Origin of the sequence: Streptomyces javensis, assembly GCF_039525925.1 — a bacterium.
In the GTDB taxonomy this organism is placed as follows: domain Bacteria; phylum Actinomycetota; class Actinomycetes; order Streptomycetales; family Streptomycetaceae; genus Streptomyces; species Streptomyces asiaticus.
In genome coordinates this window covers 81858-100619 of sequence record NZ_BAAAIF010000015.1, presented here as the reverse complement: position 1 = coordinate 100619, position 18762 = coordinate 81858, and the positions used below count along the sequence as shown (strand labels likewise).

The window sequence follows — 18762 nt, the reverse complement described above, 5'->3', positions numbered from 1 at the left end:
GACCGGGCCCGCGGCGCTTTCCGGGGCCGATCACCCCAGGAGTTCGCGGACGACCGGGGCGATGGCGCGGAACGCCTTGCCGCGGTGGCTGATGGCGTTCTTCTCGTCGGGGGTCAGTTCGGCGCAGGTGCGGGTCTCGCCGTGGGGCTGGAGGATCGGGTCGTAGCCGAACCCCCCGCCGCCCACGGGCTCGTGGCGGAGAGTGCCGGTGAGCCGGCCGGAGACCACGCGCTCGGTGCCGTCGGGGAGGGCGAGGGCGGCGGCGCATTCGAAGTGGGCGCCGCGGTGTTCGTCGGGGACGTCGGCGAGCTGGGCCAGCAGCAGATCGAGGTTGGCGCGGTCGTCGCCGTGCCGGCCCGACCAGCGGGCCGAGAAGATCCCGGGGGCGCCGCCGAGGACGTCCACGCAGAGGCCGGAGTCGTCGGCGATGGCGGGGTGGCCGGTGGCCTGTGCCAGGGCGTGGGCCTTGAGGAGGGCGTTCTCCGCGAAGGTCACGCCGGTCTCCTTGACGTCCGGGACCTCCGGATAGGCGTCGGCACCGACGAGTTCGACGTCGAGGCCGGTCTCGCCCAGGATCGAGCGCAGCTCGGTGATCTTGTAGGCGTTGCGGGTGGCGAGGATCAGACGGCGGGGGTGCGGAGGGTGTCCCTCAGTGCGTTGCTGCATAGCTCTCGATTATCGAGGGTGGATGGCTCGCGCCGGTCGGGGGGCGGTCAGGGCGAGCAGACGTTGGTCAGTTCGCCCGCCGCGTCCTTGACCGGGGTCAGATCCGGGTCCTTGCCGCTGTCCACGGACTTCTGGACGTTGTCCACGGCCTGCTGGAGGTCGTCGATGGCCTTGCCGACGTCCGCGTTGTCGGTGCGGTCGCCCACCTTGTCGATGTCCTTGTCGAGGGAGTCCAGGATCTTGTCGGCCTGCTGCGGGTCGACCGCGGCGCCGGTCAGGGCGTCCTGGAGGTTGTCCACGTCGTTGGATATCTCGACCGCGAGCTGGGCGCAGTCCAGGGCCTTCTCCACCGCGCTGCAACCCACCGTGACCGGCACGGCGAGCGCGACGGCGGCGAGGGCGGTGATGGCGGTGGTACGGCGGTGACGGTGGCGCGGCGCCATGGAGTGGGTCCTTCCCCGGGAAAGGTGCTGGTACCTGACTAAACGTCAGGCGCCGCGCGGTGGTTGCCCGATGCCGCCGTCAGTTCTCCCCGCCCAGCGCCGCGCGCTGGATTCCGGACAGGGCGTCACAGCCCGCCACGGCGAGGTCCAGCAGGCCGTTCAGCTCCTCGCGGGCGAAGGGCTCGCCCTCGGCGGTGCCCTGCACCTCGACGAAGCGTCCGTCACCGGTACAGACCACGTTCATGTCGGTCTCGGCGCGCACGTCCTCCTCGTAGCAGAGGTCGAGCAGCGGGACGCCGCCGACGATGCCGACGCTGACGGCGGAGACGGTGCCGGTCAGCGGCTGCCGGGTGGCCTTGATCAGCTTCTTCCCGCGGGCCCAGCCGATGGCGTCGGCCAGGGCCACATAGGCGCCGGTGATGGCGGCGGTGCGGGTGCCGCCGTCGGCCTGGAGGACATCGCAGTCCAGGACGACGGTGTTCTCGCCGAGCGCCTTGTAGTCGATGACGGCGCGCAGCGAGCGGCCGATGAGCCGCGAGATCTCATGCGTACGGCCGCCGATCTTGCCGCGGACGGACTCGCGGTCGCCCCGGGTGTTGGTGGAGCGCGGCAGCATCGCGTACTCCGCGGTGACCCAGCCCTCGCCGCTGCCCTTGCGCCAGCGCGGCACGCCCTCGGTGACGCTCGCGGTGCACAGGACCCGCGTATCGCCGAAGGAGACGAGGACCGAGCCCTCGGCATGCTTGCTCCAACCGCGCTCGATGGTCACGGGGCGGAGCTGGTCGGGGGTGCGGCCGTCGATACGAGACATGGGATGAGCCTATCGGCATCGCACGGGCCCCTGGTGCGCGTCCGGCGCGGGCCCCGCCCCGGGGACGGCGCGGTGGGCTCAGGAGGTCACATCAGGTCTTCGATCTCGGCGGCGACGGGGTCCGCGTCGGCGCCGATGACCACCTGGATCGCCGTGCCCATCTTGACCACGCCATGGGCGCCCGCGGCCTTCAGGAGGGCCTCGTCGACCAGGGCGGCGTCCTTGACCTCGGTACGGAGGCGGGTGATGCAGCCCTCGACCTCGATGATGTTGTCGATGCCGCCGAGCCCCTCGACGATCTTCTCAGCCTTGGTGGCCATGTTCGCTCCTGTCGTCCTGCTGTCCGCGTTGCGACCAAGTGGTCTACACCATTATGCGGGTGAGGAGGTCACTCGTCACATGGAAGAATAGATTCCTTTATCGGATCCCTACGTGCTACAACAGGTCTACACCACATGTGGTTTAGACCATAGAGCGGGCCGCCCCTTCCCCCGAGAGCCCGCCTCACCAGGAGGAATCCGATGAGTACGGCCACCGCCCAGGCCGGGCCCGCGCAGAAGCGGGGTGCCGGTCTGATCAAGGGTATGCAGAAGATCGGCCGCAGCCTCCAGCTGCCCGTCGCCGCCCTGCCCGCCGCGGGCATCCTGAGCCGGCTCGGCCAGGACGATGTCTTCGGCAAGACGGGACTCGGCTGGAACAAGCTCGCGGAGATCTTCGCCCACGCGGGCGGCGCGCTCTTCGACAACCTGGCCCTGCTGTTCTGCATCGGCGTGGCCATCGGCTTCGCGAAGAAGTCGGACGGCTCCACGGCGTTCGCGGGCCTGGTCGGCTTCCTGGTCTACAAGAACGTGCTGACCGGCTTCGTCAGCGATGTGACCGGCAAGCCGGAGGACCCGGGCGTCCTCGGCGGCATCGTGGTCGGCCTGACCGCCGCGGTGCTGTGGGAGAGGTACCACCGCACCCGGCTGCCGGACTGGCTGGGCTTCTTCAGCGGCCGCCGCTTCATCCCGATCCTGATGTCCTTCGCGGGCGTCATCTACGGCGTGCTCTTCGGCTACCTCTGGGGCCCGATCGGCGACGGCCTCAACAACTTCTCCGAGTGGCTGTCGTCCAATGGCGCGGCCGGCTCCGGGATCTTCGGCGTGGTCAACCGGCTGCTGATCCCGGTCGGCATGCACATGCTGCTGAACTCGTTCGCCTGGTTCCAGTTCGGTGACTACAACTCCGGCGGCCAGACCTGGCACGGCGACATCGCGCGCTACTTCCACGACGACCCGTCGGCCGGAATGTTCATGACCGGCTTCTTCCCGATCATGATGTTCGCGCTGCCCGCCGCCGGTCTGGCGATCGCGCACTGCGCCCGTCCCGAGCGGCGCAAAGCCGTGATGGGGATGATGATCTCGGTCTCGCTGACGGCCTTCGTCTGTGGTGTGACCGAACCGATCGAGTTCTCGTTCATGTTCATCGCGCCCCTGCTGTACGGCATCCACGCGGTCCTTACGGGTGTGTCCATGGCCCTGACCTGGGCACTCGGCATCCGCAGCGGCTTCACCTTCTCCGGCGGGCTCTTCGACTACCTGCTGGGGTGGTCGCACAGCGAGAAGGCCTGGATGCTCATCCCGATCGGGCTGGCGTTCGGCGTCGTCTACTACGTGGTCTTCCGCTTCGTGATCACGAAGTTCAACATCCCGACGCCGGGACGGGAGCCCGAGGACACCCTGGACGACGCGGCGGCGGACGCCAAGAAGCCGACGGACGCCAAGAGGACTGCGGAGGCCAAGAGGACGGCGGAGGCCAAGAGGACTGCGGAGGCCAAGAGGACGGCGGAAGCCGGGCAGACGGCCGACGCCAAGAAGTAGCCCCACGGCGAGACGGCGAAGCGCCGGGCTGGTCCTCCAGCCCGGCGCTTCGCCGTCTCCGCGCCGCTACTCAGACCTCGTAGACCGCGCCCGCCTTGGCCAGCTCCACCGGGCCGCCGAAGACCGCCTGGGCGTCGCGCTGGTTGATCTGGGGGTCCGTCCACGGCGGCACATGGGTGAGCACCAGGGCCCCCACCCCCGCCCGCAGCGCGTGCTCGCCCGCCTCGCGGCCGTTGAGGTGCAGCCCCGGGATGTCCTCCTTGCCGTGCGTGAAGGCCGCCTCGCACAGGAAGAGGTCGCCGCCCCTGGCCAGGTCCACCAGGGCCGCACAGGGGCCCGTGTCACCCGAGTAGACCAGCGAGCGGCCGCCGTACTCGATCCGGAAGCCGTACGCCTCCACCGGATGGCAGACGCGCTCGGCGCGGATGGTGAAGGGGCCGATCTCGAAGCTGCCGGGCGTGAGCGTGCGGAAGTCGAAGACCTCGCGCATCGACTTCTCGTCGGGCACGTCGTCGTACGCCTGGACCAGCCGCCGCTCGGTGTCCTCGGGGCCGTAGACGGGGATCGCCTCGGCGCGGCCGCCGTCGTGCCGGTAGTAGCGCGCGACGAAGTATCCGCACATGTCGATGAAGTGATCGGGGTGGAGATGGGACAGCAGCACGGCGTCGAGGTCGTAAAGACCGCAGTGGCGCTGCAACTCGCCAAGGGCGCCATTGCCCATGTCGAGGAGCAGCCGGAAGCCGTCGGCCTCGATGAGGTAGCTCGAGCAGGCCGATTCCGCGGACGGGAACGACCCTGAGCATCCGACGACGGTGAGCTTCATGAAGCAGGAACCTCCTTGAGGGGTCCCCATGCCGAGGGCCATGGGCGGGTGCGGGGGGTCATGCGGTGCCCACGAGCGTAAGGCGCAAAAGCCCAGGCAGCTCCTCCACGGGGCCGCGTTGTGGGCGGAATCACCAGGACGGAGCCGGGCGGCGCCCGGCCATGCCCCCCGCCGGCCGATCCGGCCGCTACGCCCAGAGCTGGCCGTGCAGCGTCTCGATCGCCTCCTCGGTGGTGGCCGCCGTGTAGACACCGGTGGAGAGGTACTTCCAGCCGCCGTCGGCGACGATGAAGACCACATCGGCGCTCTGACCGGCCGTGACCGCCTTACGGGCGACACCGAGGGCCGCGTGCAGCGCGGCCCCGGTCGAGACGCCCGCGAAGATGCCCTCCTGGGCGAGGAGTTCCCGGGTACGGGACACCGCGTCCTCGGAGCCGACGGAGAAGCGGGTGGTCAGGACGGACTCGTCGTACAGCTCGGGGACGAAGCCCTCGTCGAGGTTGCGGAGTCCGTAGACCACGTCGTCGTAGCGCGGTTCGGCGGCGACGATCTGGACGTCCGGCTTGTTCTCACGCAGGAAGCGGCCGACGCCCATCAGGGTGCCGGTGGTGCCCAGACCGGCGACGAAGTGGGTGATGGAGGGCAGGTCGGCCAGGATCTCGGGGCCGGTGGTGGCGTAGTGGGCACCGGCGTTGTCCGGGTTGCCGTACTGGTACAGCATCACCCAGTCCGGGTGCTGCTCCGCCAGCTCCTTGGCCACCCGGACGGCGGTGTTGGAGCCGCCGGCGGCGGGCGAGGAGATGATCTCCGCGCCCCACATGGCGAGCAGCTGGCGCCGCTCCTCGCTGGTGTTCTCCGGCATCACGCAGACGATGCGGTAGCCCTTGAGCTTGGCCGCCATCGCGAGCGAGATGCCGGTGTTGCCGGAGGTGGGCTCGAGGATGGTGCAGCCGGGGGTCAACCGGCCGTCCTTCTCGGCCTGTTCGATCATATGGAGCGCGGGGCGGTCCTTGACCGAGCCGGTGGGGTTGCGGTCCTCCAGCTTGGCCCAGATCCGTACGTCGGACGAGGGCGAGAGCCGCGGCAGCCCTACGAGCGGCGTATTGCCGACCGCGGCCAGGGGGCTGTCGTACCGCATCAGAGCCTTCCGCCGGCGACGGCCGGGAGGATCGTCACATTGTCGCCGTCCGAGACCTTGGTGGAGATGCCGTCGAGGAAGCGGACGTCCTCGTCGTTCAGATAGACGTTGACGAAGCGGCGCAGCTCGCCGCCGTCGACCAGGCGCTCCTGGATCCCGGTGTACCGGCTCTCCAGGTCGGTGAAGAGCTCGGCGAGCGTGGCCCCGCTGCCCTCGACCGCCTTCTGGCCGTCGGTGTAGGTGCGGAGGATGGTCGGGATGCGGACCTCGATGGCCATTCTTAAGCTCCTGTCGGAGGGCGGGGTGGACTCCCGGACCGGGAGCGGCCGGGAGGGCGTCGTCGAAGGGCGTCGGGGCGTCTCGGGCGCGCGCTCAGGCGGCCACGGCGCGGCGCGGACACATCGCGCTGGCGAGCCGGCACAGGTCGACGTGGAGCCGCGCCACGAGCAGCATGCCCGGCGTCTTCTCGCTCACGTCATCGAAAACCATGGACTCATCGTATCGATTCCCGAACCGGGCCCCGGTAGGCAATCCCGCGATACGGACGGGTAGTGACCGCGATGCGAGACGGCACCGCGATTCAGCCACCCGGGACGATCTCCACCTCTTCCTCGGTGACCTCGCCGTCCACGATCCGGAAGGACCGGAACTGGAAGGGCCCCTCGTCATTGCCGCATTCGGCCGTGGAGACCAGGACGTAGTGGGCACCGGGCTCATTGGCGTAGGAGATATCGGTACGGGAGGGGTACGCCTCGGTGGCGGTGTGCGAGTGGTAGATGACCACCGGCTCCTCGTCCCGGTCGTCCATCTCTCGGTAGAGCTTGAGCAGGTCACCCGAGTCGAACTCGTAGAAGGTGGGGGAACGCGCCGCGTTCAGCATCGGGATGAACCGCTCGGGGCGGCCGCTCCCGGCCGGGCCCGCGATCACGCCGCATGCCTCGTCGGGGTGGTCGGCGCGGGCGTGCGCGACGATCTTGTCGTGGAGCGCCTGGGTGATGGTCAGCATGGCAGAAGAATAGGAGGCGGGCTCCGGACAGAGGTCCGGAGCCCGCCTACTGAGATGCGGCGCCCGAAAGGCGATACGCCTTACTTGCGCGCGTACTCCGGCTCCGCCTCGGCGGCCGACTGACCGAGCGGCTGGGCACCGCCGCGGGCCTTGAGGACGTACCAGCCGATCACCAGGCACACGGCCCATCCGGCGCCGACGTACAGGGAGACCCGGGCGTCCTTGTCGTACGCGACCATGCCGGTCACGATCAGCAGGAAGACCACCGCCACCCAGCTGAAGACCGAGCCGCCGGGAGCCGGGAAGGACGAGGCGGGCAGCCGGCCCGCGCGGACCGCGCGGCGGTACTGGATATGCGCGAAGAGGATCATCAGCCAGGACCAGATGCCCGCGGCCGTGGCCACCGAGGTGACGTAGGTGAACGCCTTCTCGGGGACGACGTAGTTGAGGACCACGCCGATCCCCATGAGGAGGACGGAGAAGGTGATGCCGATGGCCGGGGACTTGCGGGCGTTGAGCCGGGCGAAGACCCCCGGGGCCTCACCGCTGGTCGCCAGGTCACGCAGCATCCGGCCGGTGGAGTACATGCCGGAGTTGCAGGAGGACAGGGCCGCGGTCAGGACGACGAAGTTGACGATACCGGCGGCGAAGGGGATGCCGATCTTGGAGAAGCCGTGCACGAAGGGGCTCTCACCGGCCGAGAACTCGGTCCACTTGACGACGGCGAGCAGCACCACCAGGGCGCCGACGTAGAAGATGATGATGCGCCACGGCAGGGTGTTGATCGCCTTGGGCAGGGTCTTCTCGGGGTCTTCGGACTCGCTCGCGGTGACACCGACCAACTCGACGGCGATGTAGGCGAACATCACGCCCTGGAGGGTCATCAGGCTGTCGCCGATGCCGTTGGGGAAGAACCCGCCGTGCGACCAGAGGTTGGAGGCGGCCGCGGTGTCACCGGCGTCGGAGAAGCCGAGGGTGAGCACGCCGAGACCGATCACGATCATGCCGATGATCGCGGTGACCTTGACCATCGAGAACCAGAACTCGACCTCACCGAAGATCTTGACCGAGATCAGGTTGACCCCGAAGAGCACCACCAGGAAGACCAGGGCGCTGACCCACTGCGGGATCGAGGGGAACCAGTAGTTGATGTAGATGGCGGCGGCCGTCAGCTCGGCCATGCCGGTCACCACCCACAGCAGCCAGTAGGTCCAACCGGTGGCATAGCCGAAGAAGGGGCCCAGGAACTCGCGGATGTACTCCGCGAAGGAGCCCGTGGACCGCCGGTACAGGAGCAGCTCACCGAGCGCTCTCATGATGAAGAAGATGACCACGCCCGCGAGGGCGTACATCAGGATGATGCTCGGGCCCGCCTTGGCGATGTTCGCCCCGGCACCCATGAACAGGCCGACGCCGATGGCGCCGCCGATAGCGATCATCTGGACCTGGCGACTGCCTAGGCCGCGCTCATAGTCCTCTTCAGGAGCCGCTGAGGTCATATTGCTGCGCCTTTCTCCCTGTGGCGGCTGGCTGCGATCGTGAAGATTTACCACGACCGCCACGCTGATCGACTGCGCCGCGTGTGGCACACACCACAGGAAGAAGCGGACAAAAGTTGTGCTGCGCAACAAAGGCAGCGATCGCAGTGATGCGATCGTTATCCGGAGTTGAGCATCCTCTAAACGAACACTCAGTGATTGCCGGAGGGAGTCACTCCGGCATGAGCGTCTCGATCAGGGTCTCCTGGAGCCCGCCGAGCCAGAAGTACGCCATCACCATCGGCTTGCGCGGATCGGAGTCCGGCAGCCGCAGCAGCTCACCGCCGTCGTCCTCGTCGGTGACCTCCAGCCGGGTGCCGATGGCCAGCCGCAGGTCATTGAGCGCACCCAGCCACCGTCCGGACTTCTCCGGCGCCAGCTCCAGCACCCCCGGCGCCCCGCCCGAGGAACCGGAGCCCAGCGCGTCCAGGTCGCGCACCACCGTCAGGGCGTCGTCGCGCTTGCGCGCCCGCAGGTCGTTCTCGGTGAAGCGGCGGAACTCCGCGGACGCCTCCCGCGCCTCCTTCTCCTCCCGCGCCCCGAGCTCCCGGTCCGGCGGGGAGTAGGCGTCCGGGAAGAGCCGGGCGAGCGCCGGGTCCTCCGGCGGCTTGCTGGGGCCCTCCGCGAAGAGCGCGGCCAGGGGGTCGTCATCGTCCCCGGCGGGCTGGTCGCCCGGGCCGATCAGCTCGGCGAGCTGCATGGCCAGGCTGCGCAGGATGGAGATCTCCACCTCGTCCAGGGCGATGGCGGCGCCGCCGCCCGGCAACGGCTCGAAACGTCCCGACATCAGCGCTCCTGCTGGAGGGTCGCCCACAGGCCGTAGCCGTGCATCGCCTGCACGTCGCGCTCCATCTCCTCGCGGGTGCCGCTCGAGACGATCGCGCGGCCCTTGTGGTGGACGTCGAGCATCAAACGGTTGGCCTTGTCCTTGGAGTAGCCGAAGTAGCTCTGAAAGACGTAGGTCACATAGCTCATGAGATTGACGGGGTCGTTATGGACCACCGTCACCCAGGGAACGTCGGGCTCCGGCACCGACGAGGGTGCTTCACGGGATTCAGGACGTTCGATCTCCACGGGCGCGACACTCACACGTCCCATGCTGCCACCCGGCACGGGCCGTCGCCTAAACCGGCACCCAGATCTCGTCACTCTGACGAGTACGGGAGGTAGCATCGTCAACCATGGACACTGCGGACTTGGGACTGCCGGTGGACGTGCCGTCGACCGCACTCTTCACCGACCGGTACGAACTCACCATGCTTCAGGCCGCGCTGCGGGCGGGCACCGCCGACCGCCGCTCGGTCTTCGAAGCCTTCACCAGGCGCCTCCCCGAGGGCCGGCGCTACGGCGTCGTGGCGGGCACCGGACGGGTGCTGGACGCCGTCGAGAACTTCCGCTTCGACGCGGGCGTGCTGGACTTCCTCGCCCAGCAGCGGATCGTGGACGAGCCCACGCTCTCCTGGCTCGCCGACTACCGCTTCCGCGGCGACATCTGGGGCTACCCCGAGGGCGAGGTCTACTTCCCCGGCTCACCGATCATCCGGGTGGAGGGCACCTTCGCCGAGGCGGTGCTGCTGGAGACGGTCATCCTCTCCATCCTCAACCACGACTCCGCGGTGGCCGCCGCCGCGTCCCGGATGTCCACCGCCGCGGGCGACCGGCCGCTCATCGAGATGGGCGCCCGCCGCACCCATGAGCTGGCCGCCGTGGCCGCCGCCCGCGCCGCCTACGTCGGCGGCTTCACCACCACCTCCGACCTCGCGGCCGGATTCCGCTACAACATCCCCACCGTGGGCACCAGCGCCCACGCCTTCACCCTGCTGCACGACAGTGAGCGGGACGCCTTCACGGCACAGGTCCAGGCGCACGGCAGCGACACCACCCTGCTCGTGGACACCTATGACGTCGCCGAGGCGGTGCGCGCCGCCGTGGAGGTGGCCGGCAAGGACCTGGGCGCCGTGCGGATCGACTCCGGCGATCTGCTGCTGCTCGCCCACCGGGTGCGCCAGCAACTGGACGAGCTGGGCGCCAAGAACACCAAGATCGTGGTGACCAGCGACCTCGATGAGTACGCGATCGCCTCGCTGGCCGCCGCCCCCGTGGACGCGTACGGGGTCGGCACCCAGCTGGTCACCGGCAGCGGCCACCCGACCAGCTCCATGGTCTACAAGCTGGTGGCACGGGCGGTTTCGGACGACGCGGACGCGCCGCTGCTGCCGGTGGCCAAGAAGTCCATGGGCGCCAAGACCTCGGTGGGCGGCCGCAAATGGGCCGCGCGGCGGGTGGACGAGCACGGTGTGGCCGAGGCCGAGGTGATCGGCACCGGGGCGGTCCCCGCGGAGCTGGCGGACCATCAACTGCTGGTGGAGCTGGTGCGCGGGGGCGAGATCGTGGCCCGCGAGCCGCTGGACGCGGCGCGGGACCGGCACATCGCGGCCCGGGCCGGGCTGCCGCTGTCGGCGACCCAGCTCTCGCGCGGGGAGCCGGTCCTGCCCACCGAGTACGCGCGGGCCTGAGGCGGACGGGTCATGAGCGGGAACGCGGGGCACGCCCACTGCCGCAATCGACGCGGAGTGTCTACCCTCGGTGACATGCACCGGGCACTGATCGTCGTCGACGTCCAGAACGACTTCTGCGAGGGCGGAAGCCTCGCGGTGACGGGGGGCGCGGATGTCGCCGCCGCGATCACCGATCTGATCGGGGAGGCCACGCCCGGTTACCGGCATGTCGTCGCCACCCGTGACCACCACATCGATCCGGGCGATCACTTCTCGGACAACCCGGACTATGAGCACACCTGGCCGGTGCACTGCGTCGCGGGCACCGAGGGCGTCGGGTTCCACCCGAACTTCGCGCCCGCCGTCGCCTCCGGGGCGATCGACGCGGTCTTCGACAAGGGCGCGTACACGGGGGCGTACAGCGGCTTCGAGGGCACCGACGAGCACGGCACGCCGCTCGCCCAGTGGCTGCGCGAGCGCGAGGTGACCGAGGTGGACGTGGTGGGCATCGCCACCGACCACTGTGTGCGGGCCACGGCGCTGGACGCGCGCCGCGAGGGGTTCGCGGCGCATGTCCTGCTGGACCTGACCGCGGGCGTCTCGCCGGGCACGACCGAGCGCGCCCTGGAGGAGCTGCGGGCGGCCGGGGTCGAGCTCAGCGGCAAGCCGGTCGTCTGAGGCCGCCGGAGGCGCCCAGAGCGCCTCCCAGCCGCCTTCCCGGCCGCTTGATCGGCCGGGCTCGACCGGCCGCCCTCCCGGGCCCCGGCGCTACGGTGTCCGGTGGCACGCGCACGCCTGCGGCGGGCCGCTCCCCCCCCTCCCCGCCCTTTCCCGTACCAGGGGCCCCACCCCTGGTATCCCCGACGCCTGGGACGGAGCCCCCGCCTTCCAGCCCCGTCCGGCGCTCGATGAGCGGCGCCCGGGACAGAGCCGCGCCCCCAGCCCCTCCGGCGATTGAGGAGCGGGGTCTGGGGCGGAGCCCCGGTTTCGGGGAGGGGCGGGGAGGGGAGCAGCCCGCCGCAGGCGTACGCGTACCGCCGGACGCCCCCTACGAGGCCGGGGCCGCTGGTCTGAGGAGGGCGGCCATGGGATGCCAGAGCTCCCCTCCGCGGTCCGGCGCGGTGCGCCAGACCACCCCGTCGGGATGGTGGAGCACCGCCGTCACCTCGTCGGGTGTCGGCGGCGCGGTATTGCCGCGCAGATAGACAGCGCGAAGCCCGAGATTGCGGAGCCTGGTCAGGGCTCGCTGGCGGTTCGCGGCGTGTACCAGTACGCGGACGCCGCCCTCGCCCAGCGGGCGCGGCAGCGTCAGTGCGACCACCACACTGCCGCCGGGCAGCTTGGTGAATCCTCCGTCGGCCATTGCGGGTCATGTCCCCCGTGAGACGTCGTGTCAACAAGAAGGTCTAAGGGGCATCTAAACGCGAACGGCCGCCGCCCGCTAGTGGGCGACGGCCGCTACCGCTCTGACCTGCGAAAACTCAGACTGGTGTGGATCTAGGAGGCGGACGGTCCGACCTGGACGGTCATCGTCGAGCCGCCCGGGAGCTCCTTGAGGATCTTGATCCGGGTGTTGGTGTCAGCAATCTGGGCACTGCCGGTCGGGTTGCTCTTGTCCCAGTACGTGCCCTTGTGGTCGTCGAAGACCGGGATGCCCGGCTTCGGCTTCACCTTGGCGGCCTTGCCGTCGTTGTGCAGCGTGAAGCCGTCCGACGGGAGTCGGCTGAAGGGCGAGTCGTACGCCTGGATCCGGTTGCGCATCAGCTTGCCGTCCGCCCACTTCTCGGCGGCGGGGTGCGCGTCGACCGGCAGGATCAGACCGCTGCCCGGGTGGACGCCGACGTTGTTGTCCGGCTGCGAGGTGTCCCACTGCCAGATCAGCAGCCCGTTCTGATACGGGAAGTGCTCGACCCAGTCGGGCCGGGTGGAGGCCCAGCCGAAGTTGTACGGACCGGTCTTCAGGGTCTTGTCGTACGACACGTACTGGCGGTTCTCGGCGAGGTAGTACTGCGGGTAGTCCTTGCTGAAGGACGCGCCGATGCGCGAGAAGCCGTTAGCGGTCCAGCCGTTGTCATCGCCCTCGGCGCCGTCGCTGAAGACCGGGGCGCCGTCGGCGGTCAGGGTGATCGCGTCGGCCGCGAAGCCCTTCTGCGCCACACCGCCGTCGGTCTGGTAGCGGAAGCGGAGCTCGATCTTCTTGCCCGCGTAGGCGTCCAGCGGGAAGGAGAGCTTCTTGTACGCGCCCGAGGTGCCGGTCAGCGCGGGCTTGTCACCGGCGTCGCGCGGGATGGCCTTGCCGTCCGCGGTGCCGTCGATCGGCGTCCAGTTGGCGCCGCCGTCCGTGGAGACCTCGGCGTAGAGGTAGTCGTAGTTCTCCTCGATGTCCCACCAGCCCTGGAGGTCCAGGCTGGCCTTGGACTTGCCCGTGAGGTCCACGGACCGGGTCAGGGTGTTCTTGAGGTCGTCACCCATCCCGCTCCACCACTGCTTGGAGCCCTCGGCGGGGGCGACCACCTCGGTGGTGACGGCCTTGGCGGGCAGCTCGACCACCAGCGCCTGCTTGTTCTTGGTGTTGTACTCGGCCACCCCGAGGGTGTGGGTGGACTTCTTACCGGCCTTGGCCGAGGCGTAGTTCAGCCAGCCCAGCTGGAGCTTGTCCCAGGCGTTCATATCGCCGGGCAGATCGCCGATGGCGTCCTTACCGGTGCCGAGCCAGGATCCCGCGGACATCAGCGACCAGTAGGCGACGGACGACTCCCCCTTACCGGTGGTGTCGTACTCGTCCGGCAGGCCCAGGTCATGGCCGTACTCATGGGCGAAGACGCCGAGGCCGCCGTTCTCCGGCTGCATCGTGTAGTCGCCGACCCAGATGCCGGTGTCGCCGATCTGGGTACCGCCCGACTTGTTCTCGCCCGGGCCGGTCTTGCCCGCGTCGGTGCCGTACGCGTACCAGCGGTGCGCCCAGATGGCGTTCTCGCCCTGGACCCCGCCGCCCGCGGACTCGTCCTCACCGGCGTGGACGATCTGGAAGTGGTCGATGTAGCCGTCGGGCTCGTTGAAGTTGCCGTCGCCGTCGTAGTCGTAGCGGTCCCACTGGTCGTACTTGACCAGGTCCGCCTTGATCTGCGCGTCGGTGCGGCCGGCCGCCTTCTGGTCCTTGGCCCACTGGTTGACGCCGTCGCGGATCAGGTCCCAGGCGTTGGCGCAGTTGGTGTCGCCGCAGTAGTTGGAGCCGTAGCGGGCCTCGTTCCAGTCGACCTTGACCCAGTCGGAGACCTCGCCGTCCACCGAGTAGCGGCCCGAGGACTGCTTCTCGTAGTACTTCTTCAGGGACTCCTTCTTCTTGTCCGTGGAGAAGTAGAGGTCCTGGAAGTGCTGGCGGTTGTAGTCCTTCTGCCAGGCCGTGCTGTTGTCGTCGGCGCGGTCCGGCTCGGCGATGGTGTTGTGCGCCGGGCCCGGGTCGCCGCCGTACTTCTTCACCGGCGGCTTGGGGCCGTCCCCGTCCGGGTCGTACATGGTGGTGTCGTCCACCTTGTCGCCGAAGTCGACCAGGATGGTGAAGATCTTGTCGGTCTTCTCCCGGGCCAGCTCGACGTACTTGCCCTTGCCGAGCTTCACGACCTTGGACGCCCCGCGCGTGGTCGCCTTGGCGTCGCCGGAGATGACCTGACGCAGCGCCTCCTGGCGCTGCGCTTCCCGCTGCTTGCTGTAGGGACCTTCGAGGTCGTGCTGGACATCCGTCTTCGCGGGCGCCGGATCATGGCGCTCGACACGCGTAGACGGCGCGTCCGCCTGGGCCATGCCGGTCGAGAGTGCCGCCGCTCCGAGCGCGGCCACCACTGTGGCTATGGCGGCCGATCTGGCCGTTCTCCGTTGGCTGTTCACTCGCTCAGTCCTCCCCTTTCCACACCAGTGCCGGACATTTGACCGGAGTGGCAGGAGAAAAGACAGACCTTGACTTGGACTGGTGAGACAAGTACGTTCTGCGATCCCAACGTTCCGTTTAACGGACAGCAACGGGCGCGCCATGCACGCCGGTTGGCACACCCGATGACTCCGTGCGCCCCCTGTGCAACGGCGCCGTGGGTGAGGTCACGCTTACTTCCGTTCCCCACGGGCATGCAGGACCGTAGAGTCAGGACTGACGGTGCACTTCAGCCTGGTTCATGCCCCCTGCATATCGCCCCCGAGGACGGATCCCGCCATGCCGCGTCCGACTCCTGCACAGCTTGCCTATGGTTCGGCCACCGTCGTTCTCTCGACCTTCGCCATGCTGCTGCTCTCCCAGACCCGATCGGGGCTCGGGGTGGCGGTGGTGACCGTGGTCGGACTGGTTCTCGGGCTCCTCGTCGCCGTCACCGTGCCGGTGGCCCGGGTGTCCCGCACCGGCCGCACCGTCCGCACCAGCCGCCCCGTGGCGGGGTCCGGACCGGCCGACCCGGCGAGGGCGCGCACCCGGGCGCACGCCGACTCACTGCGCGGCTGACCCACGCACCGCGCGGCCGGTCCACTCACTGCACGGCCGGTCCACGCACCGCGCGGCCGGTCCACTCACTGCACGGCCGACACCACGACGGTCCGCGCGGCCTTGTCGTGCAGACAGCGCTGGAACGGCTTGTCCCACAGCAGTGAGGCCGAGTTGACCAGCCAGAAGACCGTGCCGACCAGCAGCGGGATGAGCATCCCCGGCAGCACATAGACCGCCGCGCGGACCCAGCCCTGACCGGCCGGCACATTCCCGTCGGACAGCATCGCCACCCGGATGCGCAGCGCCTTCTTGCCGAGCGTCTGTCCGCTGCGGGCCAGCATGACGCCCTCGTAGCCGAAGTAGAGCGCCATCGTGATGATGAGCGCGAGGGTCACCTTGCCCATGTCCTGCTCGCCCGGGTGGTCCATCGTGTACTGGAGCGCACCGGTCGCCGTGAGCGCCACCGTCCAGATCGCGCCGAGAATGACGATGTCGATGAGCCGGGCGGTGAAGCGCTGACCGGGGGTGGCCAGCGGGGGCATCCCTGGGGGGATCACAGGCGGGGGCGAGGACAGCGGATCGGGGGCCATGCCCCCGATTACATCAGCGGTCCCGGAGGACCGGAAGCTCAGGGTGGCTCCTCCAGGGTCTCCGGGTGGCTCCTCGGGGGTCTCCGGGTAACTCCTCGGGGGCTGAGTGGATCGGCGGACGCCAGGCGGGGCACGTCCGGCGGAGCGCTCAGCGTACGGCCGAGACCACCAGGGTCTTGGCCGCCTTGTCGTGCAGGCACTGCCGGTAGGGCCGGTCCCAAGTGCACCACAACACATTGATCAGCCAGAAGAGGAAGCCGCAGCAGGGCACGATCTCGGGCAGGGCGTACACCCCGGCGCGCAGCCAGCCCGCCTGCCCGGCCGGCGTCCGGCCGTTCTCCAGCATGGCCACCCGGATCCGCATCGCCTTCTTCCCGACGGTCTGGCCGTCCCGGGTCAGCATCAGCCCCTCGTAGAGGAAGTAGACCAGGACGTAGACCAGCGTGACGGTGGTCGACCGCGCGCTGCCCTCGATCGGGTCATAGCCCCCGGCGATCGCGGTCACGACGAGCCCGACCGGGATGCCGATGAGCAGCGCGTCGATGATCCGGGCGATCAGACGGCGGCCGAGGTGCGCGAGCGGGGGCATCCCGGCGTACGGCTCGGACCCGGCGGCGTGGTCCCCGTGGTCCCAGTGGTCCCCGTGGTCCCCGTACGGGGAGCCGTTCGCCCGCGGTTGTTTCGCGAACGGATCGCTGCTGTCCCGGTCCCGCGGCTCATCGGGCCCGGGCGGCGGCTGGTCGGTGCTCATGGCCCGAGTCGACCCCGGAGCCGGGACCGCCGCATCCGGCGCGCCCCGTTCGGGCGACCGGGATCGTCCATCCGCCGCAGCCTGGGCGGATGTTCGGTTCCGGGGAGGGCGGCTCGGCCGACCCGCCGCTCAGTCGGCCGACGCGACGAAGGTGTGGGCCGCCTTGTCGTGCCAGCACTGCCGCCACGGGCGGTCGAACAGGCACCACACCACGTTCAGCACGCCGATGACGAGCACCCCCAGCACCGAGTAGACCAGCCAGCGGCGCAGCGCGGTGCCGAAGGACGGGGTGTCGTGCTCCTCGATGTCCAGCACCCGCACCCCGCACAGCCTCTTGCCGAGCGTGCGGCCCCACTTGGCAGTCGGCAGCGTCTCCAGCACGACGCCGAGGACGAGTAGCAGACCGAGGACGATGCCCAGATAGCCGCTGGTGGTGCCGTCCAGGAAGTAGACCGTGACGGTCTCGCCGCTCTGCTTGGCCGACTCGACCTTCTCGTCGATGTGGTCGCTCGCCTTGCTCCACAGCGGGAACGCGACGGCGCCGACGACGCCGAGCAGCACGACCGAGTCGATCAGCCGGGCGGCGAGGCGGCGGCCGAGCGAGGCGGGCCGACCCTCGGCCTGGGCGGCCAGGAGGAAGGGGTTGTCGACGGGCGGCTTCCAGGGGATGACGCCCTCGGCCGCGCCGCCCGGTCCCGCGCCGTGCGGGGCCGTCTGAGGAGCGTGCGGGGCGGCCTGCGGCGGGCTCTGCGGCGGGCCGGGCCGCTGGGCGAACTGCCCCTGTGGCTGCCAGGCCGGGCCGCCGCCCTGGGCGGGGATGCCACCGAAGGGCTGCTGAGGCTGGTGCGACTGCGGGGACTGGTGCGACTGCGGGGACTGCTGAGGCTGATGTGTCTGCGGAGGCTGTTGGGGCTGGTGCGGGGACTGGGCCGGGGGCGCGGCCTCGGCGCCCTTGCGCCGCGCGCCGCCGCGCCCGATCGCCCGGATCGCCATCGTCCCGTCGTCCCGGCCGGCCGCCTGGCCCTGGTCCTGGCCCCGGCCCTGGTCCTGGCCCTGGTCCTGCCCGGTCGTAGGCGCCGCTCCGCCGCCGCGCCCCACCGTGCGGAACGTCATCGTCCCGTCGCCCGCCGGAGCGGGGGTCTCGCCCCCGTCCGCCGGGGGCAGCTCCGGGGCCCGGCGGACGGGCGGCAGGGCCTGCGTCGAGCGGTCCCCGGTGCGCCCGCTCCCGCCCGCGCGCATGGTCAGCGTGCCGTCATCGCGCCCGGCATCCTCGCCCGGGCCCGCGCGCCGCGGGTCGGGCACCCCGGGCCACTGCCCACCACCGGGCTGCCCGGCACCGGCCTGGGCGCCACCGCCCCGGGGGTCGCCACCCCGGGGGTCGCCGGGGGCGTCCGGCTCCGCGCCCCAGGAGATCCGGCGGTCCTGCTCACCACCGAATCCGCCCTGCTGGGCGGCGTCCGCGTGCCAGGCCGACCCGGCGTCGGGGCGGGTGCCGTGCAGCCGCTGGGGATCGTTCCAGTCCACGGACGCGGACGCCGGGACCCCGCCGGGCGGCACCGGCTGGGTCCCCATGCCACCGGCCGCCCCCTCGGGCGGCCCGCCCGCGCCCCGGACGTCCATCTCGGCGCTCCGGCGCAGCTCGGGCAGTGCGCTGCCGGTCTCCTCCGCGGCCCGCGGCGCCGGGTCCTCGTCCAGGAACATCGGGCCCGTCTCGTCCGGCGGCGGGCTGATCACCTGGGTGTGGGTGACCCCGGGCGGCGGGGCGGGCATGGCCTCGCCCTCGGCCGGGGCGGGACGGCTGGTGCCGGGCACCCAGGCGGCGCCGTTCCAGTAACGGATGTAGCCAGGGATGGACGGATCGGGATAAAAACCCGGAATGGAGCTGCCGTCCGCGGATCCTGAGGTAGGGGCGCTCATGATCTCCGATGTCCCATATCTGCTCGGCCGTGCTGTACTGCGCTGCGCCTTTGCGGTGCCTCGCGGTGAGGGTGGGGCGTAAGCAGTTTGCCGTACAGGAGCCGCAGTGCAACCCGGAGCGCGCGGTCAAGGTCTATCAGACCGGCCCACCGGCACCAGCCCACCGCTCCCGCCACCACTCTCCCGTGCGAGCGCCACGAAGCCATACGAGCGGCGACGGCCCGCATGGTCCCGCCCGGCCTAGGTTCAGCAGA

The 18762-nt window shown here is 70.2% G+C and carries 20 protein-coding genes and 1 pseudogene; 4 read left to right on the top strand and 17 right to left on the bottom strand.

Features of this window, described 5'->3' with window-relative positions; all coding sequences use genetic code 11:
• Nucleotides 1-30: 30 nt before the first annotated feature.
• The 4 genes and pseudogenes from rdgB to ABD329_RS16370 all read right to left on the bottom strand — a co-directional run.
• Nucleotides 31-666 carry an RdgB/HAM1 family non-canonical purine NTP pyrophosphatase gene (gene rdgB / locus ABD329_RS16385; RefSeq protein ID WP_198278745.1) on the bottom strand — a complete coding sequence of 212 codons (636 nt, stop codon included), beginning with the start codon at nt 664-666 and terminating at the stop codon, nt 31-33.
• A gap of 47 nt (nt 667-713) precedes the next feature.
• Nucleotides 714-1109, bottom strand: a complete 396-nt coding sequence (locus ABD329_RS16380) for a hypothetical protein (protein WP_198278746.1) — start codon at nt 1107-1109, stop codon at nt 714-716.
• Between the two features lie 79 nt (nt 1110-1188).
• Nucleotides 1189-1920 (bottom strand): ribonuclease PH, encoded by a 732-nt coding sequence (rph, locus tag ABD329_RS16375; RefSeq protein ID WP_198278747.1) that lies wholly within the window; start codon nt 1918-1920, stop codon nt 1189-1191.
• A gap of 86 nt (nt 1921-2006) precedes the next feature.
• Nucleotides 2007-2249 (bottom strand): annotated as a pseudogene (locus ABD329_RS16370) (PTS sugar transporter subunit IIB); the annotation flags it as partial.
• Between the two features lie 192 nt (nt 2250-2441).
• Here ABD329_RS16370 and ABD329_RS16365 point away from each other — a divergent pair.
• Entirely contained in the window at nt 2442-3779 is a 1338-nt protein-coding gene (locus ABD329_RS16365) for a PTS transporter subunit EIIC (RefSeq protein WP_246618675.1), read from the top strand.
• A 70-nt stretch (nt 3780-3849) separates the two neighbouring features.
• On the opposite strand, the gene ABD329_RS16360 is transcribed toward ABD329_RS16365, so the two are convergent.
• The 8 genes from ABD329_RS16360 to clpS form a co-directional block, all read right to left on the bottom strand.
• On the bottom strand, nt 3850-4602 hold the full coding sequence (locus ABD329_RS16360) for an MBL fold metallo-hydrolase (RefSeq protein ID WP_198278748.1): 753 nt from the start codon (nt 4600-4602) through the stop codon (nt 3850-3852).
• A 187-nt stretch (nt 4603-4789) separates the two neighbouring features.
• Nucleotides 4790-5740 (bottom strand): PLP-dependent cysteine synthase family protein, encoded by a 951-nt coding sequence (locus ABD329_RS16355; RefSeq protein WP_138915421.1) that lies wholly within the window; start codon nt 5738-5740, stop codon nt 4790-4792.
• Nucleotides 5740-6018, bottom strand: coding sequence for a MoaD/ThiS family protein (locus ABD329_RS16350; RefSeq protein ID WP_198278749.1), 279 nt, complete (start codon nt 6016-6018; stop codon nt 5740-5742). Before ABD329_RS16350 ends, ABD329_RS16355 begins: the two co-directional genes overlap by 1 nt.
• Before the next feature lie 94 nt (nt 6019-6112).
• Complete coding sequence (locus ABD329_RS16345; RefSeq protein WP_014061047.1) at nt 6113-6229, bottom strand: putative leader peptide; 117 nt, start codon at nt 6227-6229, stop codon at nt 6113-6115.
• A 91-nt stretch (nt 6230-6320) separates the two neighbouring features.
• Nucleotides 6321-6746 (bottom strand): M67 family metallopeptidase, encoded by a 426-nt coding sequence (locus ABD329_RS16340; RefSeq protein ID WP_182471280.1) that lies wholly within the window; start codon nt 6744-6746, stop codon nt 6321-6323.
• An 80-nt stretch (nt 6747-6826) separates the two neighbouring features.
• Nucleotides 6827-8245 (bottom strand): amino acid permease, encoded by a 1419-nt coding sequence (locus ABD329_RS16335; protein ID WP_198278750.1) that lies wholly within the window; start codon nt 8243-8245, stop codon nt 6827-6829.
• A gap of 211 nt (nt 8246-8456) precedes the next feature.
• A complete protein-coding gene (locus tag ABD329_RS16330; protein ID WP_198278751.1) occupies nt 8457-9071 on the bottom strand; it encodes a DUF2017 domain-containing protein in 615 nt (204 codons plus the stop codon).
• Entirely contained in the window at nt 9071-9382 is a 312-nt protein-coding gene (gene clpS / locus ABD329_RS16325) for an ATP-dependent Clp protease adapter ClpS (protein ID WP_037962133.1), read from the bottom strand. Before clpS ends, ABD329_RS16330 begins: the two co-directional genes overlap by 1 nt.
• Nucleotides 9383-9465: 83 nt before the next feature.
• Here clpS and ABD329_RS16320 point away from each other — a divergent pair, with 83 nt between their 5' ends.
• A complete protein-coding gene (locus tag ABD329_RS16320; RefSeq protein WP_198278752.1) occupies nt 9466-10800 on the top strand; it encodes a nicotinate phosphoribosyltransferase in 1335 nt (444 codons plus the stop codon).
• Between the two features lie 75 nt (nt 10801-10875).
• On the top strand, nt 10876-11460 hold the full coding sequence (locus ABD329_RS16315; RefSeq protein ID WP_044574589.1) for a nicotinamidase: 585 nt from the start codon (nt 10876-10878) through the stop codon (nt 11458-11460).
• A 370-nt stretch (nt 11461-11830) separates the two neighbouring features.
• Here the strand turns inward: ABD329_RS16315 and ABD329_RS16310 are convergent, their stop codons facing one another.
• Entirely contained in the window at nt 11831-12145 is a 315-nt protein-coding gene (locus ABD329_RS16310; RefSeq protein ID WP_198281704.1) for a hypothetical protein, read from the bottom strand.
• 134 nt (nt 12146-12279) lie between these two features.
• Nucleotides 12280-14667, bottom strand: a complete 2388-nt coding sequence (locus ABD329_RS16305) for an immune inhibitor A domain-containing protein (protein ID WP_198281705.1) — start codon at nt 14665-14667, stop codon at nt 12280-12282.
• Nucleotides 14668-14986: 319 nt separating this feature from the next.
• Here ABD329_RS16305 and ABD329_RS16300 point away from each other — a divergent pair, with 319 nt between their 5' ends.
• Nucleotides 14987-15268 (top strand): hypothetical protein, encoded by a 282-nt coding sequence (locus ABD329_RS16300; protein WP_198281706.1) that lies wholly within the window; start codon nt 14987-14989, stop codon nt 15266-15268.
• Between the two features lie 65 nt (nt 15269-15333).
• On the opposite strand, the gene ABD329_RS16295 is transcribed toward ABD329_RS16300, so the two are convergent.
• From ABD329_RS16295 to ABD329_RS16285, 3 genes are all read right to left on the bottom strand, one after another.
• Entirely contained in the window at nt 15334-15840 is a 507-nt protein-coding gene (locus ABD329_RS16295; protein ID WP_344316538.1) for an RDD family protein, read from the bottom strand.
• 148 nt (nt 15841-15988) lie between these two features.
• A complete protein-coding gene (locus ABD329_RS16290) occupies nt 15989-16591 on the bottom strand; it encodes an RDD family protein (protein WP_344316537.1) in 603 nt (200 codons plus the stop codon).
• Between the two features lie 129 nt (nt 16592-16720).
• A complete protein-coding gene (locus ABD329_RS16285; protein ID WP_344316536.1) occupies nt 16721-18508 on the bottom strand; it encodes an RDD family protein in 1788 nt (595 codons plus the stop codon).
• Nucleotides 18509-18762: the final 254 nt, after the last annotated feature.

What these genes read in the sequence shown, in the direction of transcription:
- rdgB (WP_198278745.1), bottom strand. Translation starts at nt 666, where the DNA reads ATGCAGCAACGCACTGAGGGACACCCTCCGCACCCCCGCCGTCTGATC.
- ABD329_RS16380 (WP_198278746.1), bottom strand. Translation starts at nt 1,109, where the DNA reads ATGGCGCCGCGCCACCGTCACCGCCGTACCACCGCCATCACCGCCCTC.
- rph (WP_198278747.1), bottom strand. Translation starts at nt 1,920, where the DNA reads ATGTCTCGTATCGACGGCCGCACCCCCGACCAGCTCCGCCCCGTGACC.
- ABD329_RS16365 (WP_246618675.1), top strand. Translation starts at nt 2,442, where the DNA reads ATGAGTACGGCCACCGCCCAGGCCGGGCCCGCGCAGAAGCGGGGTGCC.
- ABD329_RS16360 (WP_198278748.1), bottom strand. Translation starts at nt 4,602, where the DNA reads ATGAAGCTCACCGTCGTCGGATGCTCAGGGTCGTTCCCGTCCGCGGAA.
- ABD329_RS16355 (WP_138915421.1), bottom strand. Translation starts at nt 5,740, where the DNA reads ATGCGGTACGACAGCCCCCTGGCCGCGGTCGGCAATACGCCGCTCGTA.
- ABD329_RS16350 (WP_198278749.1), bottom strand. Translation starts at nt 6,018, where the DNA reads ATGGCCATCGAGGTCCGCATCCCGACCATCCTCCGCACCTACACCGAC.
- ABD329_RS16345 (WP_014061047.1), bottom strand. Translation starts at nt 6,229, where the DNA reads ATGGTTTTCGATGACGTGAGCGAGAAGACGCCGGGCATGCTGCTCGTG.
- ABD329_RS16340 (WP_182471280.1), bottom strand. Translation starts at nt 6,746, where the DNA reads ATGCTGACCATCACCCAGGCGCTCCACGACAAGATCGTCGCGCACGCC.
- ABD329_RS16335 (WP_198278750.1), bottom strand. Translation starts at nt 8,245, where the DNA reads ATGACCTCAGCGGCTCCTGAAGAGGACTATGAGCGCGGCCTAGGCAGT.
- ABD329_RS16330 (WP_198278751.1), bottom strand. Translation starts at nt 9,071, where the DNA reads ATGTCGGGACGTTTCGAGCCGTTGCCGGGCGGCGGCGCCGCCATCGCC.
- clpS (WP_037962133.1), bottom strand. Translation starts at nt 9,382, where the DNA reads ATGGGACGTGTGAGTGTCGCGCCCGTGGAGATCGAACGTCCTGAATCC.
- ABD329_RS16320 (WP_198278752.1), top strand. Translation starts at nt 9,466, where the DNA reads ATGGACACTGCGGACTTGGGACTGCCGGTGGACGTGCCGTCGACCGCA.
- ABD329_RS16315 (WP_044574589.1), top strand. Translation starts at nt 10,876, where the DNA reads ATGCACCGGGCACTGATCGTCGTCGACGTCCAGAACGACTTCTGCGAG.
- ABD329_RS16310 (WP_198281704.1), bottom strand. Translation starts at nt 12,145, where the DNA reads ATGGCCGACGGAGGATTCACCAAGCTGCCCGGCGGCAGTGTGGTGGTC.
- ABD329_RS16300 (WP_198281706.1), top strand. Translation starts at nt 14,987, where the DNA reads ATGCCGCGTCCGACTCCTGCACAGCTTGCCTATGGTTCGGCCACCGTC.
- ABD329_RS16295 (WP_344316538.1), bottom strand. Translation starts at nt 15,840, where the DNA reads ATGGCCCCCGATCCGCTGTCCTCGCCCCCGCCTGTGATCCCCCCAGGG.
- ABD329_RS16290 (WP_344316537.1), bottom strand. Translation starts at nt 16,591, where the DNA reads ATGAGCACCGACCAGCCGCCGCCCGGGCCCGATGAGCCGCGGGACCGG.
- ABD329_RS16285 (WP_344316536.1), bottom strand. Translation starts at nt 18,508, where the DNA reads ATGAGCGCCCCTACCTCAGGATCCGCGGACGGCAGCTCCATTCCGGGT.